The 20454-nt window shown below is 68.5% G+C and carries 21 protein-coding genes; 13 read left to right on the top strand and 8 right to left on the bottom strand.

The features are described 5' to 3' along the window. From ACFQ27_RS13020 to ACFQ27_RS13005, 4 genes are all read left to right on the top strand, one after another. Positions 1-909, top strand: a 909-nt coding sequence (locus ACFQ27_RS13020; protein WP_377353881.1) for an oligosaccharide flippase family protein, incomplete at its 5' end; no start/stop codon positions are given. Next, positions 906-1826 carry a polysaccharide biosynthesis protein HfsG gene (hfsG, locus tag ACFQ27_RS13015; protein WP_377353880.1) on the top strand — a complete coding sequence of 307 codons (921 nt, stop codon included), beginning with the start codon at positions 906-908 and terminating at the stop codon, positions 1824-1826. The genes ACFQ27_RS13020 and hfsG, both read left to right, overlap by 4 nt. Beyond that, the gene (gene hfsH / locus ACFQ27_RS13010) at positions 1826-2581 is read left to right on the top strand and encodes an oligosaccharide deacetylase HfsH (RefSeq protein WP_377353879.1); all 756 of its coding nucleotides are present in this window, start codon (positions 1826-1828) and stop codon (positions 2579-2581) included. Before hfsG ends, hfsH begins: the two co-directional genes overlap by 1 nt. A gap of 11 nt (positions 2582-2592) precedes the next feature. Further along, on the top strand, positions 2593-3618 hold the full coding sequence (locus tag ACFQ27_RS13005) for a sterol desaturase family protein (RefSeq protein WP_377353878.1): 1026 nt from the start codon (positions 2593-2595) through the stop codon (positions 3616-3618). Between the two features lie 47 nt (positions 3619-3665). Here ACFQ27_RS13005 and ACFQ27_RS13000 read toward each other — a convergent pair whose 3' ends face one another. From ACFQ27_RS13000 to ACFQ27_RS12990, 3 genes are read right to left on the bottom strand one after another with little or no spacing between them, the layout of a single operon-like run. Continuing rightward, positions 3666-4964 (bottom strand): O-antigen ligase family protein, encoded by a 1299-nt coding sequence (locus ACFQ27_RS13000; protein WP_377353877.1) that lies wholly within the window; start codon positions 4962-4964, stop codon positions 3666-3668. Then, entirely contained in the window at positions 4961-5683 is a 723-nt protein-coding gene (locus tag ACFQ27_RS12995) for a sugar kinase (protein ID WP_374347322.1), read from the bottom strand. Before ACFQ27_RS12995 ends, ACFQ27_RS13000 begins: the two co-directional genes overlap by 4 nt. Before the next feature lie 60 nt (positions 5684-5743). Then, a complete protein-coding gene (locus ACFQ27_RS12990; protein ID WP_374347324.1) occupies positions 5744-7123 on the bottom strand; it encodes a GumC family protein in 1380 nt (459 codons plus the stop codon). Positions 7124-7333: 210 nt separating this feature from the next. Between ACFQ27_RS12990 and ACFQ27_RS12985 the strand changes: the two genes are divergently transcribed. Continuing rightward, on the top strand, positions 7334-8179 hold the full coding sequence (locus ACFQ27_RS12985) for a polysaccharide biosynthesis/export family protein (RefSeq protein ID WP_377353876.1): 846 nt from the start codon (positions 7334-7336) through the stop codon (positions 8177-8179). A gap of 33 nt (positions 8180-8212) precedes the next feature. On the opposite strand, the gene ACFQ27_RS12980 is transcribed toward ACFQ27_RS12985, so the two are convergent. Next, positions 8213-8479 (bottom strand): sel1 repeat family protein, encoded by a 267-nt coding sequence (locus ACFQ27_RS12980; protein ID WP_374347327.1) that lies wholly within the window; start codon positions 8477-8479, stop codon positions 8213-8215. 308 nt (positions 8480-8787) lie between these two features. Between ACFQ27_RS12980 and ACFQ27_RS12975 the strand changes: the two genes are divergently transcribed. The 3 genes from ACFQ27_RS12975 to ACFQ27_RS12965 all read left to right on the top strand — a co-directional run bounded on the left by ACFQ27_RS12975 (position 8788) and on the right by ACFQ27_RS12965 (position 12114). Then, positions 8788-9297 (top strand): RcnB family protein, encoded by a 510-nt coding sequence (locus ACFQ27_RS12975; RefSeq protein ID WP_377353875.1) that lies wholly within the window; start codon positions 8788-8790, stop codon positions 9295-9297. Positions 9298-9423: 126 nt separating this feature from the next. Next, complete coding sequence (locus ACFQ27_RS12970; protein WP_374347330.1) at positions 9424-9918, top strand: RcnB family protein; 495 nt, start codon at positions 9424-9426, stop codon at positions 9916-9918. A gap of 132 nt (positions 9919-10050) precedes the next feature. Further along, positions 10051-12114 (top strand): prolyl oligopeptidase family serine peptidase, encoded by a 2064-nt coding sequence (locus tag ACFQ27_RS12965; protein WP_377353873.1) that lies wholly within the window; start codon positions 10051-10053, stop codon positions 12112-12114. Between the two features lie 288 nt (positions 12115-12402). Here ACFQ27_RS12965 and gatB read toward each other — a convergent pair whose 3' ends face one another. Then, positions 12403-13896 (bottom strand): Asp-tRNA(Asn)/Glu-tRNA(Gln) amidotransferase subunit GatB, encoded by a 1494-nt coding sequence (gatB, locus tag ACFQ27_RS12960; protein ID WP_374347334.1) that lies wholly within the window; start codon positions 13894-13896, stop codon positions 12403-12405. Positions 13897-14091: 195 nt separating this feature from the next. Here gatB and ACFQ27_RS12955 point away from each other — a divergent pair, with 195 nt between their 5' ends. Then, positions 14092-14394 carry a hypothetical protein gene (locus tag ACFQ27_RS12955; protein WP_374347336.1) on the top strand — a complete coding sequence of 101 codons (303 nt, stop codon included), beginning with the start codon at positions 14092-14094 and terminating at the stop codon, positions 14392-14394. Positions 14395-14435: 41 nt separating this feature from the next. Here ACFQ27_RS12955 and gatA read toward each other — a convergent pair whose 3' ends face one another. The 3 genes from gatA to ACFQ27_RS12940 form a co-directional block, all read right to left on the bottom strand. Beyond that, entirely contained in the window at positions 14436-15908 is a 1473-nt protein-coding gene (gene gatA, locus ACFQ27_RS12950; RefSeq protein ID WP_374347338.1) for an Asp-tRNA(Asn)/Glu-tRNA(Gln) amidotransferase subunit GatA, read from the bottom strand. Continuing rightward, positions 15908-16195 (bottom strand): Asp-tRNA(Asn)/Glu-tRNA(Gln) amidotransferase subunit GatC, encoded by a 288-nt coding sequence (gene gatC, locus ACFQ27_RS12945; RefSeq protein ID WP_374347340.1) that lies wholly within the window; start codon positions 16193-16195, stop codon positions 15908-15910. The genes gatA and gatC overlap by 1 nt, the downstream gene beginning before the upstream one ends. A gap of 188 nt (positions 16196-16383) precedes the next feature. After that, positions 16384-16752 (bottom strand): DUF4180 domain-containing protein, encoded by a 369-nt coding sequence (locus tag ACFQ27_RS12940; RefSeq protein WP_377353872.1) that lies wholly within the window; start codon positions 16750-16752, stop codon positions 16384-16386. Positions 16753-17049: 297 nt separating this feature from the next. On the opposite strand from ACFQ27_RS12940, the gene ruvX reads away from it, so the two are divergent. From ruvX to pyrC, 4 genes are read left to right on the top strand one after another with little or no spacing between them, the layout of a single operon-like run. Then, positions 17050-17532 carry a Holliday junction resolvase RuvX gene (gene ruvX, locus ACFQ27_RS12935; protein ID WP_374347344.1) on the top strand — a complete coding sequence of 161 codons (483 nt, stop codon included), beginning with the start codon at positions 17050-17052 and terminating at the stop codon, positions 17530-17532. 49 nt (positions 17533-17581) lie between these two features. After that, positions 17582-18559, top strand: a complete 978-nt coding sequence (locus ACFQ27_RS12930; protein WP_374347345.1) for an aspartate carbamoyltransferase catalytic subunit — start codon at positions 17582-17584, stop codon at positions 18557-18559. Further along, positions 18559-19140, top strand: a complete 582-nt coding sequence (locus ACFQ27_RS12925) for an LOG family protein (protein ID WP_377353871.1) — start codon at positions 18559-18561, stop codon at positions 19138-19140. Before ACFQ27_RS12930 ends, ACFQ27_RS12925 begins: the two co-directional genes overlap by 1 nt. A gap of 3 nt (positions 19141-19143) precedes the next feature. Beyond that, positions 19144-20433, top strand: coding sequence for a dihydroorotase (pyrC, locus tag ACFQ27_RS12920; protein WP_377353870.1), 1290 nt, complete (start codon positions 19144-19146; stop codon positions 20431-20433). Positions 20434-20454: the final 21 nt, after the last annotated feature.

The following is a 20454-nucleotide window of genomic DNA, read 5'->3' as shown; positions in this document are numbered from 1 at the left end:
GCCGTCGCCTGCCTGCCCTTCATCGCGCCGGGCGAGCGCGCCCTGGCCGGCATGGGCCGGGCCGAGGCCGCGCGCCTGCGCGAGCATGCCCTCTACGGCCTGCCGGTGGCCCTGTCCCTGATCCTGGCCCTGGTGCTGGCCTCCACGGACCGCTTCCTGTTGGCCCACTTCCTCGATGAGGCGACGGTGGGCGTCTATCACGCGGGCTACAGCCTCGCGAACCGCACCCTGGACGTCACCTTCATCTGGCTGGGCGCGGCCGGCGGCCCGGCCCTGGTCATGGCCCTGGAGCGTGGCGGCCGCGAGGCCCTGGCCCACGCCGCGCGGGAACAGGCCGAGTTGATGGCCCTGCTGACCATCCCGGCCGCCACCGGCCTCGCCCTGGTCGCCGCCCCCCTGGCCCAGCTCATGATCGGCCCGCAGCTCAGCGCCGGCGCCGCCCACGTCACCCCCTGGATCGCCCTCAGCGGCCTGCTGGGCGGCCTGACCACCTACTATTTCCACCAGGCCTTCACGCTCAGCCGGCGCACCAGCCTGCTCAGCGTCGCCATGTGCGTCCCCGCCCTGGCCAATGTGCTCCTGAACTTGCTGCTGATCCCCCGCTTCGGCCTGGACGGCGCCCTGTGGGCGACTCCGTCCAGCTTCGCCCTGGGTCTCCTGGCCTCGGCCCTGATGGGCCGCCGCAGCCTTGTTCTGCCCGTCCCCTGGCTGACCGTGGCCCAGGCCGTGGGGGCGAGCGGGGTCATGGCCCTGGCGGTCACCCGGATCCCGGCCATGGGCGGCCTGCTCGAACTGCTGCTCAAGGCCGCGGTCGGCGCCGTGGTCTATGGCGGGATCATCGCCGCCGTGGACGCCGGCGCGCTCCGCAGCCGCGGCCAGACCTATCTGCAGGCGAGGCGCGCGGCATGAGCGAGACCTTGTTCGACAACGCCCATTGGGCCGGCGCCGCGCCCCGTCTATCGATCCTCACCCCGTTCAAGGGCGATGACCCCACGCCCCTGCTCACCGCCCTGGGCCAGGCGCCGGCGCCGGGCGCCGAGCTGGTCCTGCTGGACGACGGCACCGGCGACGCCGACCTGGCGGCTCGGGTCGAGGCCGCCGTCGCCGCCCTGCCCTTCCCGGCCCGCTTCCTGCGGCTCTCGACGAACGAAGGCCGCTCCAAGGGCCGCAACCGTCTGGTGGGCCATGCCCGGGGCGATCACTTCCTGTTCCTGGACAGCGACATGCTGCCCGACCGCCCCGACTTCCTGCAGGTCTGGCTGGACCTGATCGCCGCCGAGAACCCCGCCGTGGCCTTCGGCGGCTTCTCCCTGGACCAGGCGCCGGTGCGTCCCGACCACGCCCTGCACCGGGCCATGGCCGGCCACAGCGACTGCCTGCCGGCCACCGAGCGGGCGCAGATGCCGGAGAAGATCTTCACCTCCAACCTGCTGGTCCGCCGCGACGTCTTCGCCGCTGAGACCTTCGATGAGAGCTTCACCGGCTGGGGCTGGGAGGATGTCGAATGGGGCATGCGGGTCACCGCCCGCTGGCCGATCCTGCACGTCGAGAACACCGCCACCCACCTGGGCCTGGATACGCCCCAGACCCTGGCCGACAAGTACGAGCAGTCCGCCGGCAACTTCGCTCGGATCGCCGCCCGCCACCCAGACCTGATCGCCCGCTATGGCAGCTACAAGGTCGCCAAGGTCCTGAAGCGCGCGCCCTTGCTGAAGCTGTGGCGCCCCCTGCTCAAGGCGTACGCCCTGGCCGAGGCCGCGCCGCTGAAGACCCGCGCCTTCGCCCTGCGCCTCTATCGCGCCGCCCTCTATGTGGAGGCCGTCTGATGGGCGAGGTCTACACCGCCGACCGCAGCCTGGCCGGCAAGCTGCGACGCCGGATCGTGCGCCGCTTTCACAGGAAGCCCCTGGCCAAGGGGCCGGACGCGCCGATGGTCTCGTTCACCTTCGACGACGCCCCCCTGACCTCTGCGGTGGCGGGCGCCGCCCTCTTGGAGACCCGCGGCCTGGCGGGCACCTACTATGTCTCGGCGGGCCTGGCCGGCCAGGACGCGCCCATGGGCGTCTGCGCCGAAGCCGTCGACTATCAGCGGCTGGCCCGCGCTGGCCACGAGATCGCCTGCCACACCTATTCGCACCTGGACTGCGGCCGGGCGTCCGGCCAGGCGGCCTTTGACGACACCAGCCGCAACGCCGCCGCCCTGGCCGACTGGGGCCTGCCGGAAGCCCAGAACTTCGCCTATCCCTATGGCGAGGTCTCCGCCGGCCCGAAGAAGACCCTGATCAAGCGCTTCGCCACCCTGCGCGCCCTGCACCACGGGGTGATCGAGCAGGGCACGGACCTCGCCCAGGCTCCGGCCGTGGGCGTCGAAGGTCCTGACGGCGAGGCGGTGGCCCGCAAGTGGCTGGCCGAGGCCAAGGCCCGCAAGGCCTGGCTGATCCTCTACACCCACGACGTCCGCCCCGATCCGTCGCCCTGGGGCTGCACGCCCGAGACCCTCGCCCGGTTGATCGACACCGCCGTCGCCGACGGCTTTCAGGTCGTCACCGTCCGCGAAGCCATGCGCCGCCTGGCCGCCTAGGAACACCGCACATGACCCACACCGCCGACGGCCTCCTGGGCTCGGACGATCCTAAACGCGCCGGCCTGGGCCGCGCCGCGATCCTGGGCGCCCTTGGGGTCTATGCCGGCCTGCTCGCCCTGGGCTGGTGGGCGCTGATGCGTTTCACCCCCGATGATGTGTCCTTGAGCCTCGCCGGGCGGCATCTGGAAGTGCACAACGTCCACGACCGGCTGCTGCGAGACGGCGCGGTCATCCTGACCCTCCTGCCCCTCGCCTTCTGGATCGAATGCCTGGTGGTGGGCTGGGAGCGCTGCTCCCTGCGCCGCCTGTTCGCCGACCGGACGCCCTCCCTCAAGACCGACCTGTCCGTGCTGGTGCTGGGCCAGGGCCACGTGCTGGACCTGGTCTCCAAGGTCCTGACCCTGGGCGCCGGCGTCTTCGCCAGCGTCTGGCTGCGCGACCGCATCGCCGCCGCCACTGGCTTCCAGGTGGACGCCTCGGCCCTGCCCTTCCTGGTCCAGCTGGTGATCTATTTCTACGCCTACACCTTCTTCGACTACTGGACCCATCGCTTCGACCACGGCCGGTTCTTCTGGCCCCTGCACCGCTATCACCACTCGGCCCGCGACTTCGGCGTGGTCACCGCCGCGCGCCAGCATCCGGCCGCCTTCCTGGGTCCCTTCATCGTCAACCTGCCGATGGCCTTCCTGGGCGCCAGCCCCTCGGTGATGATCTGGGTGAACGTCCTGGTGACCGGCATCGGCTTCCTGATCCACTCCGAGATCAAGTCGGACTGGGGCTGGGTCGGCCGCTGGATCGTCCAGTCGCCCCTGCACCACCGCCTGCACCATAAGCTCGACATGACCGAGAAGACCGGCCACTTCGGCGTCGCCCCCATCTGGGACCGGCTGTTCGGCACCTGGTACGACAACGCCCACAAGTACCCGGAGATCGGGGTCTCCGCGCCCTACCGGCACGGCTACTTCATCGTCCCCGACATGGCCCGCGACTACTGGCACTTCTGGAGCGGCTGGTTCGTCCGACGTACCGAGTAGCGCCGAAGAGCCCCCTCGCCCCGCTTTGCGGGGAGAGGGTTTGAGACCTAGATCACCCCCGGCGGGGTCCGCACCTCACGGTCGGGCCAGACCAGCTTGATGGCGATGGCGACGAAGATCACCCAGCGGAAGTCGTTATAGGTCACCGCCACCGTCTCGGTGAGCGACTGCAGGCCGTAGATCACCAGGAACGGCAGGGCCAGATAGGCCCCAGGATTGCGGAAGGCCGCGATCAGGGCCAGCGTCAGGGTCTGCAGGAAACAGAAGCCCCACGAGGCCAGGCCGAACACGCCCAGGCCCAGCCAGGTCTCGATCCAGGTGTTGTGCGGGTGGTGCGGCCGCCAGCCGGCCTCCTTGACGATCTTGGCCAGGGGGGCCCAGCGGTCCTCGTCGTCCCAGATCGCGGCGTAGCCATAGCCGGTCCAGGGGCGCTGTTCGATCAGCCGCAGGGCCGCGGTCCAGACCTCGGTCCGGCCGGTCAGGGTGGCGTCCTTGCCCAGGGCCTTGAACACCAGGTCCGAGGCGAAGATGGCCACGAAGGCGACGGCGCCGACGCCCAGCACCGCCAGCCAAACGGTCGCCACGCCCACCGCCGGGCTGCGGCGGACCAGGGTCACGAAGATCAGCACCCCGAAGCCCAGCATGACGCTGACCAGCGAGGTCTTGGACGTCGACATCAGGATCAGCACGACGCTCAGGGCCGCAAAGCCCCACCAGATCTTGGCCCGCTGGGGGTTCAGCATCGCCGCCCCCGACAGGATGGCGAAGGACAGGGCCATGATGCCGCCCATGGCGTTCTTTTCCGGCCAGACCCCGCGCCAGGCGCCGGGGAACAGCTCGTGCATCACCCCGATGGAGGGAACCGCCAGGGGCACGATGAAGGCGATCACCCCCAGGATGGCGAAGGCCGTGCCCAGCACCTCGGCCAGCTCCGCCCAGCGGTAGCGCGCGCCCAGCACGATCCCGCCCAGGGTGGTGGCGTAGATGGCGATCACCCGGCGCATGGTCATGTCCGGCGCGATCGACCAGGTGATCGACAGGCCCACGATCAGCATCAGGGTGATCAGGAAGGGCTGGCGGATCGCCGCCAGGGTGACGCTGAGCGGGGTCAGGGCCGCCAGGAACAGCACCAGCCCATAGGCCGGGAAGTAGAGGTTGCGGACCACCACATCCATGGCCGGGTTGCCGGCGTCGCCCAGCAACGGAAACACCCAGGCCTGGCTGAACACCAGGACGACCAGGATCGCCGCGCCGAAGACGGCCATACGCCAGGCGGTGATGTGGTCGTGGAGGACCTGGGGCGCCAGGGGCGGCGCCGTGGGCGTGGTCCAGGCCTGGTAGGTCACGGGATCAGCGCCCGCATGAAGCCCGGCTGCTCCACCGTCACCCGGTTGAAGAACACGCCAGAGACATTGCCGCCCGCGCCCTTGATGGCGTCGCGCAGCTGAGCCGGCGCCCGGACGTCGGACTCATCGGCCGCCACCACCAGCACGGTCTGGTCCATGAACGGCGCTACCGTCAGCACCGCCTGGGACCGGTCCGGCGACGGGCAATCGACCACGATCAGGTCAGCGTACTTGCGCAGGGCGTTCCAGTAGTCGGCGGTCGGGAGGATGTGGACGGTCTGGCGGCCGCGCATGGCCTCGCGCCGGAACCGCGTCACCCACCAGCGGGCCTGGCCCACGCGGTGGGCGGCGAGATAACGGGCCGGCGGCCAGGGCTGCCCATCCGGCGCCTGGGCCGGGGGCTGGACGGTGAAGAAGATCGAGCCGTCCGGGCTGGCCGCGGCGGCCTCGCCCAGCGGGCCGTATCGGTCGGCCTCAAGCCGCAAGGCCTCGTGCTGGGGCGAGCCCAGGAGGTCCAGATCCACCAGCCACACCGAGCGACCGGCGCGGCGGGCGGCGAAGAAGGCCAATTCGCGGGCGACGGTGGAGGCCCCCTCGCCCCGACGCGCGGCCGCCACCTGGATCACGCGTGCGCGCCCAGCGGCTGGAGCGCCCAGGGACGCCCAGAGTTCGGCCATCTCGGCGTTCAGGTCCACCATCTCTCGAATCGCGGCACGCACGGGGCGTCCAAGCTAACCCAATCTCTCCACTCGCGTACCGACGCCCAAGGTCGCGGCGCCCTAATGAATCTTCAGGGGCGCGGTGGCGAGCACCGGCAGGTCCAGGGTGCGGGCCGCCGACTGGGCGGTGGGCAGGCCCGGCCGCAGGAACATCCGCAGCAGGCCGGCGCACAGGGCCGTGAAGGCGGCGAACAGGAAGGCCAGCACCACCACCGGCTTCTTCAGGCTCTTGCCCTTGGACGGCGGGGTCGCGCGGCTGACAATGCGGATGTTGTCGTTGGTCTTGGCCGCGATCTCCTGGGCCGCGCGGGTCTGCTCTTCCTTGACCGTGTAGTCGCGCACATTGGCCTGCAGCACGTCCCGGTCGAGGCTCAGCTCCTGGAACTGCGGCTCAAGCTCGGCCAGCTTCAGCCGGCGCTCGGTCAGTTGCACGATCTGTTCGGCCAGGGCGCCTTGGGTCTGCTTCAGGGCCGAGACCTCGGCGGTCAGCTGGATCTTCTCGGTCTGCAGGGTCTGGTAGACCGGATTGACCCCGATGCGGCGGGCGCCTTCGGTGTGGGTCCGGCCGGCGGCGATGCCGGCTTCCAGCTGGGCGATCTGGGCGTCCAGCTCCTGGACCGGCCGGGCGTCATTGCGATAGCGCGACAACAGGTCCTCGCGCTGGACCTTCAGGGTGGCCAGCTTGTCGTTGGCCGCGCTGGAGACGTCCCGATAGAGGCCGACCTCCTGGGAGATGCCGGCTAGCTGGGCCTCCAGGGTGGAGAGGCGGCCCTGGCGATCCCGCAGCTGGGCGTCGGTCTGGTACTTCTGCTGCTCGATCTGGGCCTGGAGCTGGCTGAGCGAGGTCTTCTCGGCCACGAAGTCGCCGATGCGGTTGCTGTTGAGGAAGTCCTCATAGGCCTGGTCCGCCTGGGCCAGCCGCGCCTCGAAGGCCTGGCGCTGCTGCTCCAGCACCGGCGAGGTCGGGTCGATCAGCACCGCGCGGCGATAGATCAGGTATTCTTCCAACAGGGTGTTGAGCACCAGGGCGGCGACCTGCGGGTCGTCATTCTTGAAGCTCAGCCGGATGATCGGGGTGTCCGGGGCGGTCTCGATCTTGGTGGCCTGGTCCATCGCCCGGATGGCCTGGCCCATGATCAGCTTCTTTTCGTCGGGCGTGCCGGCGGCGTACTTCTCGGCCATCTTCGGATAGATGCGCGCCAGGCCCAGCCGGTCGATGACCCGCTGCTTCAGGGCGGCCGCGCCCAGGATTTCGGTTTCCGACTGGATCACCTGATCGGAGTCCGGAACCGCGCCACGGGCGGCGTCGCCGGCCCGGGGTTCATAAACATACTCCTGGCCCAGCCGGACCAGGACGCTGGAATTGGCCTCGTAGCTGGTCTTCATGGTCATGGCCGCCGCCACGCCCAGGACGCAAATGATCGCGAAGATGGCGATCATCAGATAGCGTTCCCGCCACAGAAGGGTTGCGAAATCCGAGACAGCATAACGCGGCCGCGCCGCCCAGTCTGTCCGCGGCGGCGGGTCGTGTGGCCTCATTGTCCAAGCGCCTGGCGCCGCCATACGAATCCGACCGTTCTAGCCTCTACGGTCGCACCGTCGCCGGGGAGCATTAATGTTCCATTACCCATTCTCTTTAACCTTTGACCCATGACCCCGGTCGCTTCGAAGAGTCTGGCCCTTGCGGCCCTGTGCAGCCTGGCGCTCAGCGCCTGCGCCGCCCCGCGCCTGCCGCGCGTCGCCTTGCCTCATGTGTCCCTGCCAAAGGTCTCGGTTCCCAATGTAGACCTGCTGGGGTCCCGCGACGCCCCACAGGACCGCGAGGCCCGGCGCCAGGAGAAAAAGGGCGAGGACGGCAAGACCGCGGCGAACTTCGCCAACATTCCCTACGCCACCTGGAGCGACTACGAGCCGCCCTATCGGTTCTATCCGGGCGACGAGATCGAGGTCGCCATTCCCTCGGCCAGCGAGCTGAACAAGACGGTGACCGTGCAGCCGGACGGGCGCATCTCCATGCCGCTGATCCCGGCGGTGATGGCGGCGGACCGGACGGTGGACGAGCTGCGCGAGAGCCTGTCAGAGGCCTATGCCAGCCAACTACTGCGGCCCTATGTGGACGTCACGCCCAAGGCTGCGCCGCTCAAGGTGTTTGTCGGGGGCGAGGTGGGCAATCCCGGCGTCTACGACATGCAAGGCGACGGCGACGCCCTGCGCGCCATCATCCAGGCCGGGGATTTCAGGAATACGGCCAACCGCAAGGAAGTCATCATCCTGCGGCGCGGCCCCGATGGTCGCGGCATGATGCGCACCATCGACCTGGCCAAGGGCCTGAAGAATCCGACGGCGGACCTGGCGCCTCTGCGCCGGTTCGACATCGTCTATGTGCCGCGCAGCGGCGTGGCCAATGCGGGCCTGTTCGTCCAGCAGTACTTCCGCGACCTGTCGCCGATCCAATTCGGCTTCAGCTACGCGCTAGGCGCTCAGACAAACAACTGATCGCGGGGTGGCGAGGGCTGAGCCGGATCCGGCTCAGCCGTGGGCCAGCCATTCGCGCGCCTGGCGCTGGGCTTCGGCGACCTCGTCGGAGGCCATCTCCTGGCTCAGTTCCTTGCGGTAGACCTTGGCTTCCACCGAGCCGCGCATGGCCGCCAGGTTGAACAGCATGTGGGCCGACACATAGTCCAGCGGCGCGCCGCCCTGGCCGGTCGAATACAGCAGGCCCAGCTTGAACAGTTCGTCGCCCGACGCATCCGGCTTCGGCAGCGGCAACCCTTCAGATTCCACGCTGGTAAGCATGATTTTCTTCCTCGATCCTGGCCCCAACCCCCATTCTGGGTGTTGCTGCAGGCCATTTCCGATCCCAGGAAAGTCGATAGGCGCTGAACATATAGTTAAGCGCGCGAATTGCGCCGTTTGGTCGCACGGTGATGAAGAATAGCCGCCGTTTACTCGCCGGAGATCTCCCTGATCGGGCGGTTAACGCCACAGGGGAGACGGCTTCTCCTGACGGGGGAAGCAGGCTGACAGACCTTGGCCGCCCCACTACCCCTGGCTGCACAGCCAAGCTGGCTGTCGTAATCAAACGCCTTTGGGGGCTGTCGCCAATGTCCGCGCGTACTCGTCTGTTCTCCGCCGTGCTTCTCGCGGCCACGCTCGGCGTCGGCGCCGCGGCCCATGCCCAGCCCCGCCAGGCGCTGCCCACCTACTATGATCCCCAGGCGGTCTATGACCCCTGCGCCTGCGGCCCGGGCCCCTACTACGGCCAGCAGCCGCAATCCGGCCAGAGCTGGAACTACAGCCAGTCCTACAACTGGTCCGGCCAGGCCCAGCCCTACGGCTACGTTCAGCCCCTGCCCGTCCCGCCGCCGCCCGGCTACGCCCAACCGGCCCCCGCGCCGCAGGGCGACGCCTTCACCTACTACAACCCCGGCCAGAGCGCCTGGCGTCCCGGCCTGCTGCTGCCGCCCAACATGCGCGGCTACAAGATGGACGGCTGGTACCGCTTCCTCGGCAAGCCGGCCCGCGGCTACGCCTGGTACAAGATCGGCAACGAGTTCGTCCTGGCCTCCACGGCCACCGGCGAGATCGTCAAGATCGTGACCTATCCGAACTGATCGGTCCTGCGGCCAGCCTCGCGCTGGCCGCAACCGTCAAGCTGACAGCCTCGTTCAGGTGGAGTTCAGGCGCCGACCGCCAGTCTTGCGGTTGAGGGGCGTTGGACACGAACCGAGGAGAGGCTGATGAAGCGCCTGATCTTGACCCTGGCCACCGTCGCGGCCGTCGCCGGTCCGATGGCCGCGGCCGGAACCGCCAATGCGCAGAACTGGGACCGGCGAGAAGACCGCTGGGACCGCCGCGAGGATCGCTGGGACAACCGCCATGACGGCGGCCGCTGGGACCGCCGGGAAGACCGATGGGACCGGCGCGAGGACCGCTGGGACCGCCGCGACCGCTGGGACGCCGGCCGGCACAACGGCTACTACTACAACAATCGCTGGTACTACGGCCCGCCACCGCAGGCCTATTACGGCAACCCGTACTATCGCCCGGGCTATTCGGCCTGGCGCCGGGGCGGCGTGCTGCCCCCGACCTATCGCGGCTATGTGGTGAACGACTACAGCCGCTACCATCTGCGCCCGCCGCCGCGCGGCTACGCCTGGTACCGGGTCGGCGATGACTACCTGCTGGCGGCCCTCGCCACCGGCCTGATCTTCGAGATCATCGCCAACAACTAGCCGTGAAGCAGCATTCGAGCAGGCCCCGGAGTTCGCTCCGGGGCCTTTTCATGCGTGAACTCTGTCTGGAGACGGACTGTTACCCATGTTACGACCCGGCCCCTGTTCACCGCGTCACGCCCAGGATCGCCCATGACCTTCCGCCGCCTGCTCCTCGCCGCCTGCGCCCTCTCCATCGCCGGCGCGGCCCCAGCTCTTGCGCAGGCGCCCCGCGGCTTCACGCCCAAGGACCTGGCGACCCTGGATCGGCTGTCCGACCTGCGCGCCTCCCCGGACGGCCGTTATGCGATCTACGACCTGCGCGCCACCGACTGGGCCGCGGACAAGGGCGTCCATTCCCTGTGGATCGTCGACCTGGCCGCCAAGACGCCGCAACCGCGCAAGCTGGCCATTTCCGAAGGCGGCGTGGGCTCGGCCCGCTGGTCGGCGGACGGCAAGTTCATCTACTTCATCTCGTCGCGCTCGGGCTCGGACCAGGTGTGGCGCACGACGCCGGAGGGCGCGACCGCCACCCAGGTCACCAACCTGCCCCTCGATGTCGGCGCCTTCCGCCTGTCGCCGGACGGCAAGAGCGTCGTGGTGGGCCTGGCGGTCTATCCCGACTGCCCGACCCTGCAGTGCACGCTGGATCGCAACGCCCAGCCGAAGAAGCCCAGCGGCAAGCTCTATAACAAGATGTTCGTCCGCCACTGGGACCAGTGGGCCGACGGAACCCGCAACCACCTGTTCGCCCTGCCCCTGAACGCCGACGGAACCACCGGCGCGGCCGTCGAGCTGACGCCCGGCCTGGACGGCGATATTCCCACCAAGCCCTTCGGCGGCGACGACGACTTCACCGTCACCCCGGACGGCAAGTCGGTGATCTTCTCGGTGCGCATCGCCGGGACCAGCGAGCCCTGGAGCACCAATTTCGACCTCTACAAGGTCCCCGTCGACGCCTCGGCCAAGCCGGTGAACCTGACCGCCGACAACCTGGCCTGGGACGCCGCGCCCGCCGTGTCGCCGGACGGGTCCAAGCTCGCCTGGCTGGCCATGAAGCGCCCCGGCTTCGAGGCTGACCGCTATGGGATCATGGTCCGCGACCTGAAGACCGGCGCCACCCGCGAACTGGCGCCCGCCTGGGACCGCTCCACGGACGCCATCAAATGGTCGGCCGACGGCAAGACGATCTACGGCGTCGCCCAGGATCTCGGCCAGCAGCGCCTTTACGCCTTCAACGCGGTCAAGGGCGGCGCGCCCAAGGCCCTGACCGGCGACGGCCACGTGGCCGAATTCGACGTCTCCAAGTCCGGCCTGGTCTTCGCCCGCGATGACCTGACCGGCCCGGCCCAGGCCTACGCCCTGCCCGCCAAGGCCAAGGCCCCGATCCAGCTGACCCGCGTCAACGCCGACAAGCTGGCGGGGATCGCCATGGGCGCGCCCGAGCAGTTCAGCTTCGCCGGCTGGAACGGCGAGACGGTCCACGGCTATGTGGTCAAGCCCGCCAACTACCAGCCCGGCAAGACCTATCCGGTCGCCTTCCTGATCCACGGCGGCCCGCAAGGCTCCTTCGGCAACCTCTTCCACTATCGCTGGAACGCCCAAACCTACGCCGGCCACGGCTATGCGGTGGTGATGATCGATTTCCACGGCTCCACCGGCTACGGCCAAGGCTTCACCGACGCGATCAGCCGGCACTGGGGCGACCGCCCGCTGGAAGACCTGCAGAAGGGGTGGAGCGCGGCGCTCGCCAAGTATCCGTTCCTGGACGGCGGCCGCGCCTGCGCGCTCGGCGGCTCCTATGGCGGCTTCATGGTCAACTGGATCGCCGGCAACTGGAACGAACCCTGGAAGTGCCTGGTCAATCACGACGGCGTCTTCGACAACCGCGCCATGGGCTATGCGACCGAAGAGCTCTGGTTCTCGGAATGGGAGAACGGCGGCACGCCGTGGGCCAACCCGGCGGGCTACGAAAAGTTCAACCCGGTCAATCACGTGGCCAACTGGACCAAGCCCGAGCTGGTGATCCACGGCCAGAATGATTTCCGCATCCCGGTCGAACAGGGCCTGGCCGCCTTCACCGCCCTGCAGCGCAAGGGCGTCCCCAGCCAGTTCCTCTATTTCCCGAACGAGAACCACTGGGTCCTCAAGCCCCAGAACCTCGTCCAGTGGCACGACACGGTGTTCAACTGGCTGGACCGCTGGACAGCGAACTAGCGCCCACACCCGTCATCCTCCGGTCCTTGCGCATGCAAGGATCCGGGGGACCCAAGCCGACTCCCAGAACCTGACCCGCCCCAGTGGTCCCCCGGCTCGCCCTGCGGGCGCCCGGAGGATGACGCGCGTGTGCGGGGGTGGCTTTGAGCCAAGCAACAGGTGTCATCCCGGTTTCGGCGCAGCCGAAGACCGGGACCCATAGACACCGATCCATCCGGACACCCCCGCGCGTATGGGTCCCGGACAAGCGCTCCGCGCTTTCCGGGATGACACACGGGGTCGGGGACCCTACCCCTCCAGCTTCGTCTTGAGCAGCTGGTTGATCATGCCCGGGTTGGCCTTGCCGCCGGTGGCCTTCATCACCTGGCCCACGAACCAGCCGATGGCCTGGGGCTTTTCCTTCACCTGGGCGGCCTGGCCGGGGTTGGCGGCGATCAGGTCGTCGATGATCTTTTCCAGCGCCCCGGTGTCGGAGACCTGTTTCAGGCCCTGCTTCTCGACGATCTCGCCGGCCGCGCCCTCGCCCGCCCACATGCGCTCGAAGACGTCCTTGGCGATCTTGGACGAGATGGTGCCGTCCTCGATGAGCGCCACCAGCTCGGCGATGGCCGCCGGGCTGATCGGACTGTCGGCGATGTCCTGGCCGGCGGCGGTCAGCTTGGCGGCCAGGTCGTTGGTCACCCAGTTGGCCACCAGCTTGGCGTCGCGGCCCTTGGCGGCGGCTTCATAGAAGTCGGCCTTGGCCTGGTCGGAGATCAGCACCCCCGCGTCGTAGGCCGTCAGCCCGTACTGGCTTTGCAGGCGCGCCTTCTTGGCGTCCGGCAGTTCCGGCAGGCCGGCCTCGATGGCCTTCACCCAGGCCGGGTCCAGCACCAGCGGCAACAGGTCCGGGTCGGGGAAGTAGCGATAGTCGTGCGCGTCTTCCTTCGAGCGCATGGACCGGGTCTCGCCCTTGTTCGGGTCGAACAGGCGGGTCTCCTGGTCGATGGACCCGCCCTCCTCGAGGATCTCGATCTGGCGACGGGCCTCGTACTCGATGGCCTGCTGAATGAAGCGGTACGAGTTGACGTTCTTGATCTCGCAGCGCGTGCCCAGGTGGCTGAAGTCGCCGGTCTCGCGGAACTTCTCGTAAGCCCCCGGCCGGCAGACCGAGACGTTCACGTCGGCCCGCAGGTTGCCCTTCTCCATGTCGCCGTCGCAGGTGCCCAGATAGACCAGGATGGTGCGCAGCTTCTTCACATAGGCTGCGGCTTCCTCGGCCGTGCGCATGTCGGGGCGCGAGACGATCTCCATCAGCGCGGTGCCGGCCCGGTTCAAGTCCACATAGGTCGCGTTCGGGTCCTGGTCGTGCAGGCTCTTGCCCGCATCCTGCTCCAGGTGCAGGCGCTCGATGCGCACGGTGAAGGTCGTGCCGTCGTCGCGTTCGACCAGCACCTCGCCCTCGCCGACGATCGGGTCCTTGAACTGGCTGATCTGATAGCCCTGCGGCAGGTCCGGATAGAAATAGTTCTTCCGGTCGAACAGGCTCTTCAGGTTGATCTGCGCCTTCAGGCCCAGGCCGGTCTTCACCGCCTGCTCCACGCAGTGCTTGTTGATGACCGGCAGCATGCCCGGCATGGCCGCGTCCACCAGGGCGACCTGCATATTCGGCCCCGCGCCGAAGCCCACGGCCGCGCCGGAGAACAGCTTGGCGTTGGAGGCGACCTGGGCGTGAACCTCAAGGCCCAGGACCATTTCCCACGGGCCGGTGCGGCCTTGGATCTGCTTGGTGGTGTCAGTCATGTCGTCTCACTACATCCGCCCGCCGCGAAGAGGAAGCACTGCAAGGACCTTGCGGCCCGGCTTGGTTTCGCGTGCGCGTTTTCTGCGATTTGGAACGCCAATTACATTCATCGAACGACGTCATCGGTCTTGCCAGTTCGCCGCATTTCAAGCTTCCTTCGCCCTCGCGAAACTCTCGCGTCGGGAAGGAAACCCATGAAGAAGACCCTCGCCGCCGGCCTCGTCGGCCTGACCCTCTCGTTCGGCGCCCTGGCCGCCGCCCCGGCCCTGGCCGATGGCGCCGCCGTGTCCGTGGACACCACCTCCATCGCCGACCTGGCCGCCAACCCGGCGACCAAGGCGATCCTGGACAAAGACGTCCCCGGCCTGACCGCCCACCCCGCCTTCGACCAGTTCAAGGGCATGACCCTGAAGGCCCTGCAGCCGATGTCCGGCGGCCAGCTGACCGACGAGCAGATCGCCGCCGTCCAGGCCGACCTCGACAAGCTGCCGAAGTAAGCTGAAGCGCTCCCCCTTCTCGCGAAGGGGGAGCGTCTCCATCACCACCACTTGGCGGGCTTGGCCTTGAAGTCCGCGGCCTTTTCGAGGGCCCCGCCGAGCGAGAACAACGTGCCCTCGTCCAGCGCCTTGCCGATCAGCTGAAGCCCCAGGGGCAGGCCATTGGCGTCCACGCCCGCGGGAATGCTCATCCCCGGCAGGCCGGCCAGGTTCACCGTCACCGTGAAGATGTCGTTCAGGTACATGGCGACCGGATCGTCCGCGTTCTCGCCCAGGCCGAACGCCGCCGAGGGCGCCGTGGGCGTGAGCAGGGCGTCGACCTTCTCGAAAGCCTGTTCGAAGTCTTCCAGGATCCGGCGACGGACCTTCAGCGCCTTGACGTAGTAGGCGTCGTAATAGCCGGCCGACAGCACATAGGTGCCGATCAGGATCCGGCGTTTCACTTCCTCGCCGAAGCCCGCCGCGCGAGTCTGCTCGTAGGTCTCGGTCAGGTTCGCGCCGTCGACCCGCAGGCCGAAGCGCATGCCGTCATAGCGGGCCAGGTTCGAGGAGGCCTCGGCCGGGGCCACGATGTAATAGGCCGGCAGGGCGTACTTGGTGTGCGGCAGGGAGACCTCGACGATCTCGCAGCCGGCCTCCTTCAGCCAGTCGATGCCCTTTTGCCAGAGCTGTTCGATCTCGGCCGGCATGCCCTCGACCCGGTATTCCTTCGGAATGCCGATCCGCAGGCCCTTCACCGACTTGCCGACGAAGCTCGGATAGTCCGGGACCGCGATGTCCAGGCTGGTGGAGTCCTTCGGGTCGTGGCCCGACATGGACTTCAGCATGATGGCGGCGTCCTCGACCGTCTTGGCGATCGGGCCGGCCTGGTCCAAGGACGAGGCGAAGGCGACGACGCCCCAGCGCGAGCAACGGCCATAGGTCGGCTTGATGCCCACGGTGCCGGTGAAGGCCGCCGGCTGGCGGATCGAGCCGCCGGTGTCGGTGGCGGTGGCGGCCAGGCACAGGTCCGCGGCCACGGCGGCGGCCGAGCCGCCCGACGAGCCGCCCGGGGTCAGCTTGCGGTCCGAGCCCGCGCCGCGCCAGGGGTTCACCACGTCGCCGAACGCCGAGGTCTCGTTGGACGAGCCCATGGCGAACTGGTCCATGTTGAGCTTGCCCAGCATGACCGCCCCGTCGCGCCACAGGTTGGCGGTGACGGTGGACTCATAGGTCGGCACGAAATTGCCCAGGATGTTCGAGCACGCCGTGGTGCGAACGCCCTCGGTGCAGAACAGGTCCTTGATGCCCAGCGGCGCGCCGGTCAGCGGACCGGCCTCGCCCTTGGCGCGGATGGCGTCGGCGGCCTTGGCCATGTCCAGCGCCTTGTCCGGGGTCTCCAGGATGTAGGCGTTGAGCGGCTTGGCGGCGGCCACGGCGTCGACGTGCGCCTGGGTCAGCTCCAGCGACGAGAACGCCTTGGAGCTCAGGCCGTCGAGGGCGGCCTTGAGGGTCAGCTTGGTCAGGTCGGTCATTACTCAACCACCTTCGGCACGACGAAGAAGCCGCCCACGGACTTGGGCGCGTTGGACAGGACGCGGGCGGCGTCGCCGCCGTCGGTCACCACGTCCTCACGCATCGGCAGGGTCACGGCCACGGCCGACGTCATGGGCTCGACGCCGTTGGTGTCGACCTCGTTCAGCTGCTCGATCCAATTCATGATCCCCGTCAGCTCGCGCGCCAGGGGTTCCAGTCTTTCTTCAGGCTCGGCGATGCGCGCCAGCCTGGCGACCTTGCGGACGGTCGCCGCGTCGATGGCCATGGGGCCCTCCTGTTGTTGTGCCAGGGGTTAGCCGCCACGGGGCCGCTTTGACAAGTGATGCGTTGCCTTCCCCCAAACTCCGTCATCCTCCGGTCGCCGGAACGGCGATCCGGGGGACCCAAGCTGATTTGCCAGCCTCGCGACGCCGCTTGGGTCCCCCGGACCGCTTCGCGGCCGGAGGATGACGACTAATGTGGCGTGTTCAGGCGAGACGTCAGATCGCCAAGGTCAGCCACGAACCAAACATGCCGGCCCTTGTTGGACTCATAGGCAAAGTCATGCAGCGCCCTGCTGGCCGCGATCTCGGCCGTCAGATCCCCCACCACCGCCAGCCTGATCCGGTAGTTCACCAGCTTCTGGATCGTCTCACCCGCGATGCGCGTGGACAGGTCGAAGAAGGCCGGCCCCAGCCGCGCGACCGGCGCCGCAACCCACTCGGCCCCCGCCTCCATGGCGAGGCCCACAAGGTCCGAAGCGTCGCGATCCGTCAGCACGGGACCACCCTCCTCGCCCAGCACCAGCACCTTGGCGCCACCAAGCTCCCGAACCTCACCCATGATCCCCTCCGCTCATCCCGGCGAGCGCCGGGATCCAGATCCTAGGGCGACACCTATCCGAACGAGGTCCAGGCCGTCACCTGGATCCCGGCATTCGCCGGGATGAGCGGCAGAATACTCCAACAATATATTGATTCTTATACGTTTTCTAAATCTTGCCGCCTTCCCAAACCCCCTTCGTCCATGTTGACGTCAAACGCGCCGGACGATTCCGGTCGTCGAAACCCCAGACCCCATGAGACCATCGGCCCAGGTCTTTCTCATCGCCGCCAATCGCCATCCCCGCTAAGAGGCGCCATGGCCGTCGTCGACATCACTGAACTCCCCGCCCTTCTGCCGCGCTACGGCGCCCTGATCGGCCTGGACCTGGGCGAGAAGACCATCGGGGTCGCGGTGTCCGACATCACCCGCATGGTGGCGACGCCGCTGCGCACCCTGAAGAAGGCCAAGTTCACCGACGACGCCAACACGCTGTTCGCCCTGATGAAGGACCGCGAGGTCTGCGCCATCGTTATCGGCCTGCCGGTCAACATGGACGGGACCGAAGGGACCCGCTGCCAGTCCAACCGCGCTTTCGCCCGCAATCTCCTGCGCTTGCGGCCTGAGCTTCACATCACCTTCTGGGACGAGCGGATGTCGACCATGGCGGTCAATCGCTTCCTGATCGATGAGCTCGACGCCAGCCGCGCCAAGCGGGCCGACCTGGTCGACGCCATGGCCGCGGGCTGGATCCTGCAGGGCGCCCTGGAGCGGCTTCGCGGCCTGTCCCCAGGCGAATAGGGCCACGCCCCTTGGCGCCTGGGCCGGTTGCGCCTAAGACGCCCCTTTAATGACAGCCTTGCCCCCCGGTCTGAACGAGGTCCTCAACAGGACCTTCCCGTTCCCGCGCCGCCACTTCCTGTCCGTTCTGGACCTCAATCCGGTGGAGGTCACGAACCTCCTGGATCTGGCCGACGGCTTCGTGTCGCTCAATCGCCAGACCTCGAAGAAGCTGGACCTGCTCAAGGGCAGGACGCTGATGAACCTGTTCTTCGAGAACTCCACCCGGACCCAGAGCTCCTTCGAGCTGGCGGGCAAGCGGTTGGGCGCGGACGTGGTCAATATGAGCCCCCGCTCCTCGTCGATCTCCAAGGGCGAGACCCTGATCGACACGGCCGTGACCCTGAACGCCATGCAGCCGGATCTGCTGGTGGTCCGCCACGGCTCCTCCGGCGCGGCCAGCCTATTGTCGCAGAAGGTCACCTGCTCGGTGATCAACGCCGGCGACGGCCAGCACGAGCATCCGACCCAGGCCCTGCTGGACGCCTTGTCCATGCGCCGGGCCTTCGGGCGGATCGGCGGTCTGAAGGTCGCCATCTGCGGCGACGTCCTGCACAGCCGCGTGGCGCGCTCCAATGTCGGCCTGCTGCAGATGATGGGCGCCCAGGTGCGCCTGGTCGGCCCGCCGACCCTGATGCCGACCCAGGCCGACCGCTGGGGCGTCGAGGTCTTCCACGACATGCGCAAGGGCATCGAAGGGTGCGACGTGGTCATGATGCTGCGTCTGCAGCTCGAGCGGATGGACGGGGTCATGGCGCCGTCCCAGCGCGAGTACTTCCGCTTCTACGGCCTCGACCGCGAGAAGCTGGCCCATGCCGCGCCCCATGTGCGGGTAATGCATCCGGGGCCCATGAACCGCGGGGTCGAGATCGATTCCGACGTGGCCGACGACCTGAACGTCTCCCTGATCCAGGACCAGGTGGAAATGGGCGTCGCGGCGCGCATGGCGGTGCTGGCCACCCTGGCGGCCCGGCTGGAAAACGCCTGATGCGCAGCCTCTGCGTCTTCTGCGGATCGAGCCCAGGCGCCGATCCGGGCTATGGCCGCGCGGCCGTGGCCACCGGCAAGGAGATGGCCCGGCGCGGCCTGACGCTGGTCTATGGCGGCGCCAAGGTCGGGCTGATGGGCCTGGTGGCCGACGCCGCGCTGGACGCCGGCGGCGAGGTCATCGGCGTCCTGCCCGAGGCGCTCAGCCGCAAGGAGATCGCCCATACCGGCCTGACCCGGCTGGAGGTCGTGGGCTCCATGCATGAGCGCAAGGCGCGCATGGCCGAACTGTCCGACGGCTTCATCGCCCTGCCCGGCGGCGCCGGCACCCTGGAAGAGGTCTTCGAGATCTGGACCTGGGGCCAGCTGGGCTTCCATGGGAAGCCCGTCGGCTTCCTGAACATCGCCGGCTACTATGATGGCCTGGCGCGGTTTCTGGACCACACGGTGGACCAGGCCTTCGTCAAACCCGTGCATCGCCAGATGCTGACCTTTGCAGACCATCCCGAGACCCTGATCGACGCCCTGGCGGCCTATGCGCCCCCGGTCGCCGAGAAGTGGCTCGAACGGTTCGAGCTCTAAGCCATGCCGCGCCCTATCGCCTTCGTGAACGCCCGCCTCGTCGACCCGGCCAGCGGCTATGACGGCCCTGGCGCCCTGGTGGTGCGCGACGGCCTGATCGCCGACGTGATCCAGGGCAAGGATCCTGGCGCGCTCTCCGAGGACGTCGAGGTCATCGACGCCCGCGGCGCCATGCTGGCGCCCGGCCTGATCGACCTGAAGGTCCGCACCGGCGAGCCCGGCGCCGAGACCAAGGAGACCCTGAAGTCGGCCGGCCTTGCCGCCGCGGCTGGCGGCGTCACCTCCATCGTCCTGCAGCCCGACACCAACCCGGTGATCGACGAGCCCTCGGTGGTGGACTTCATCCTGCGCCGGACCCGCGACATCGAACTGGTCCACGTCTATCCGGCCGGCGCCGCGACCAAGGGCGCGAAGGGCGAGCGGATGGCCGAGATCGGCCTGATGCGCGAGGCCGGCTGCCTGTTCGTCACCGACGCCGACCGGCCCATCGTCAATTCCAAGGTCATGCAGCGGGTCCTGGCCTACGCCAAGGGCTTCGACACCCTGGTCGCCCACCGCCCGGCCGACCCCTGGCTGTCGGCCGGCGCTGCGGCGACCTCCGGCGAGTTCGCCGGCCGCATGGGCCTGCCCTCGGTCCCGGCCGTAGCCGAGCAGATCATGCTGGAGCGCGACATGGCCCTGGTCGAGCTGACCGGCGCGCGCTTCCTGGTCGACCAGGTGACCACGGCCCGCGGGCTGGAGACCCTGGCGCGCGCCAAGGCCAAGGGCCTGAAGGTTACGGCCACCACCTCGATCAACCACCTGTCGTTCAACGAGATCGACATCGGCGACTACCGGACCTTCCTGAAGTTCGACCCGCCCGTGCGCGGCGAGGACGATCGTCAGGCCCTGATCGAGGCCCTGGCCAGCGGCCTGATCGACATCGTGGTCTCGGCCCACTGTCCGGCGCCCGCCGAGGACAAGCGCCTGCCTTACGACGAGGCCGCGCCCGGCGCCGTGGGCCTGCAGACCCTGCTGCCCGCCCTGCTCGCCTTCCACCACGAGGGCCGCATCCCGCTCATCGACCTGATGCGGGCGGTGACCTCCAAGCCTGCGGACCTGCTTGGCCTGCCGGCCGGCCGCCTGGCGAAGGGCGCGCCCGCCGACCTGGTGCTGTGCGACATCGACGCGCCGATCCTGGTCGACGCGGCCCAGCTGAAGTCCAAGTCCAAGAACTCGCCCTTCGACGGTCGCCGGCTGCAAGGCGAGGTGAAGATGACCCTGGTCGACGGCCGCGTCGTCTATCGCGCCTGAAGGTTGTTGCCTTTTTGTTCT

The sequence above is a fragment of the Phenylobacterium conjunctum genome (genome assembly GCF_042679085.1).
In the GTDB taxonomy this organism is placed as follows: Bacteria; Pseudomonadota; Alphaproteobacteria; order Caulobacterales; family Caulobacteraceae; genus Phenylobacterium; species Phenylobacterium conjunctum.
The sequence above is the reverse complement of the archived record's forward strand: the minus strand, read 5'-3'. Positions and strand labels throughout refer to the sequence as shown.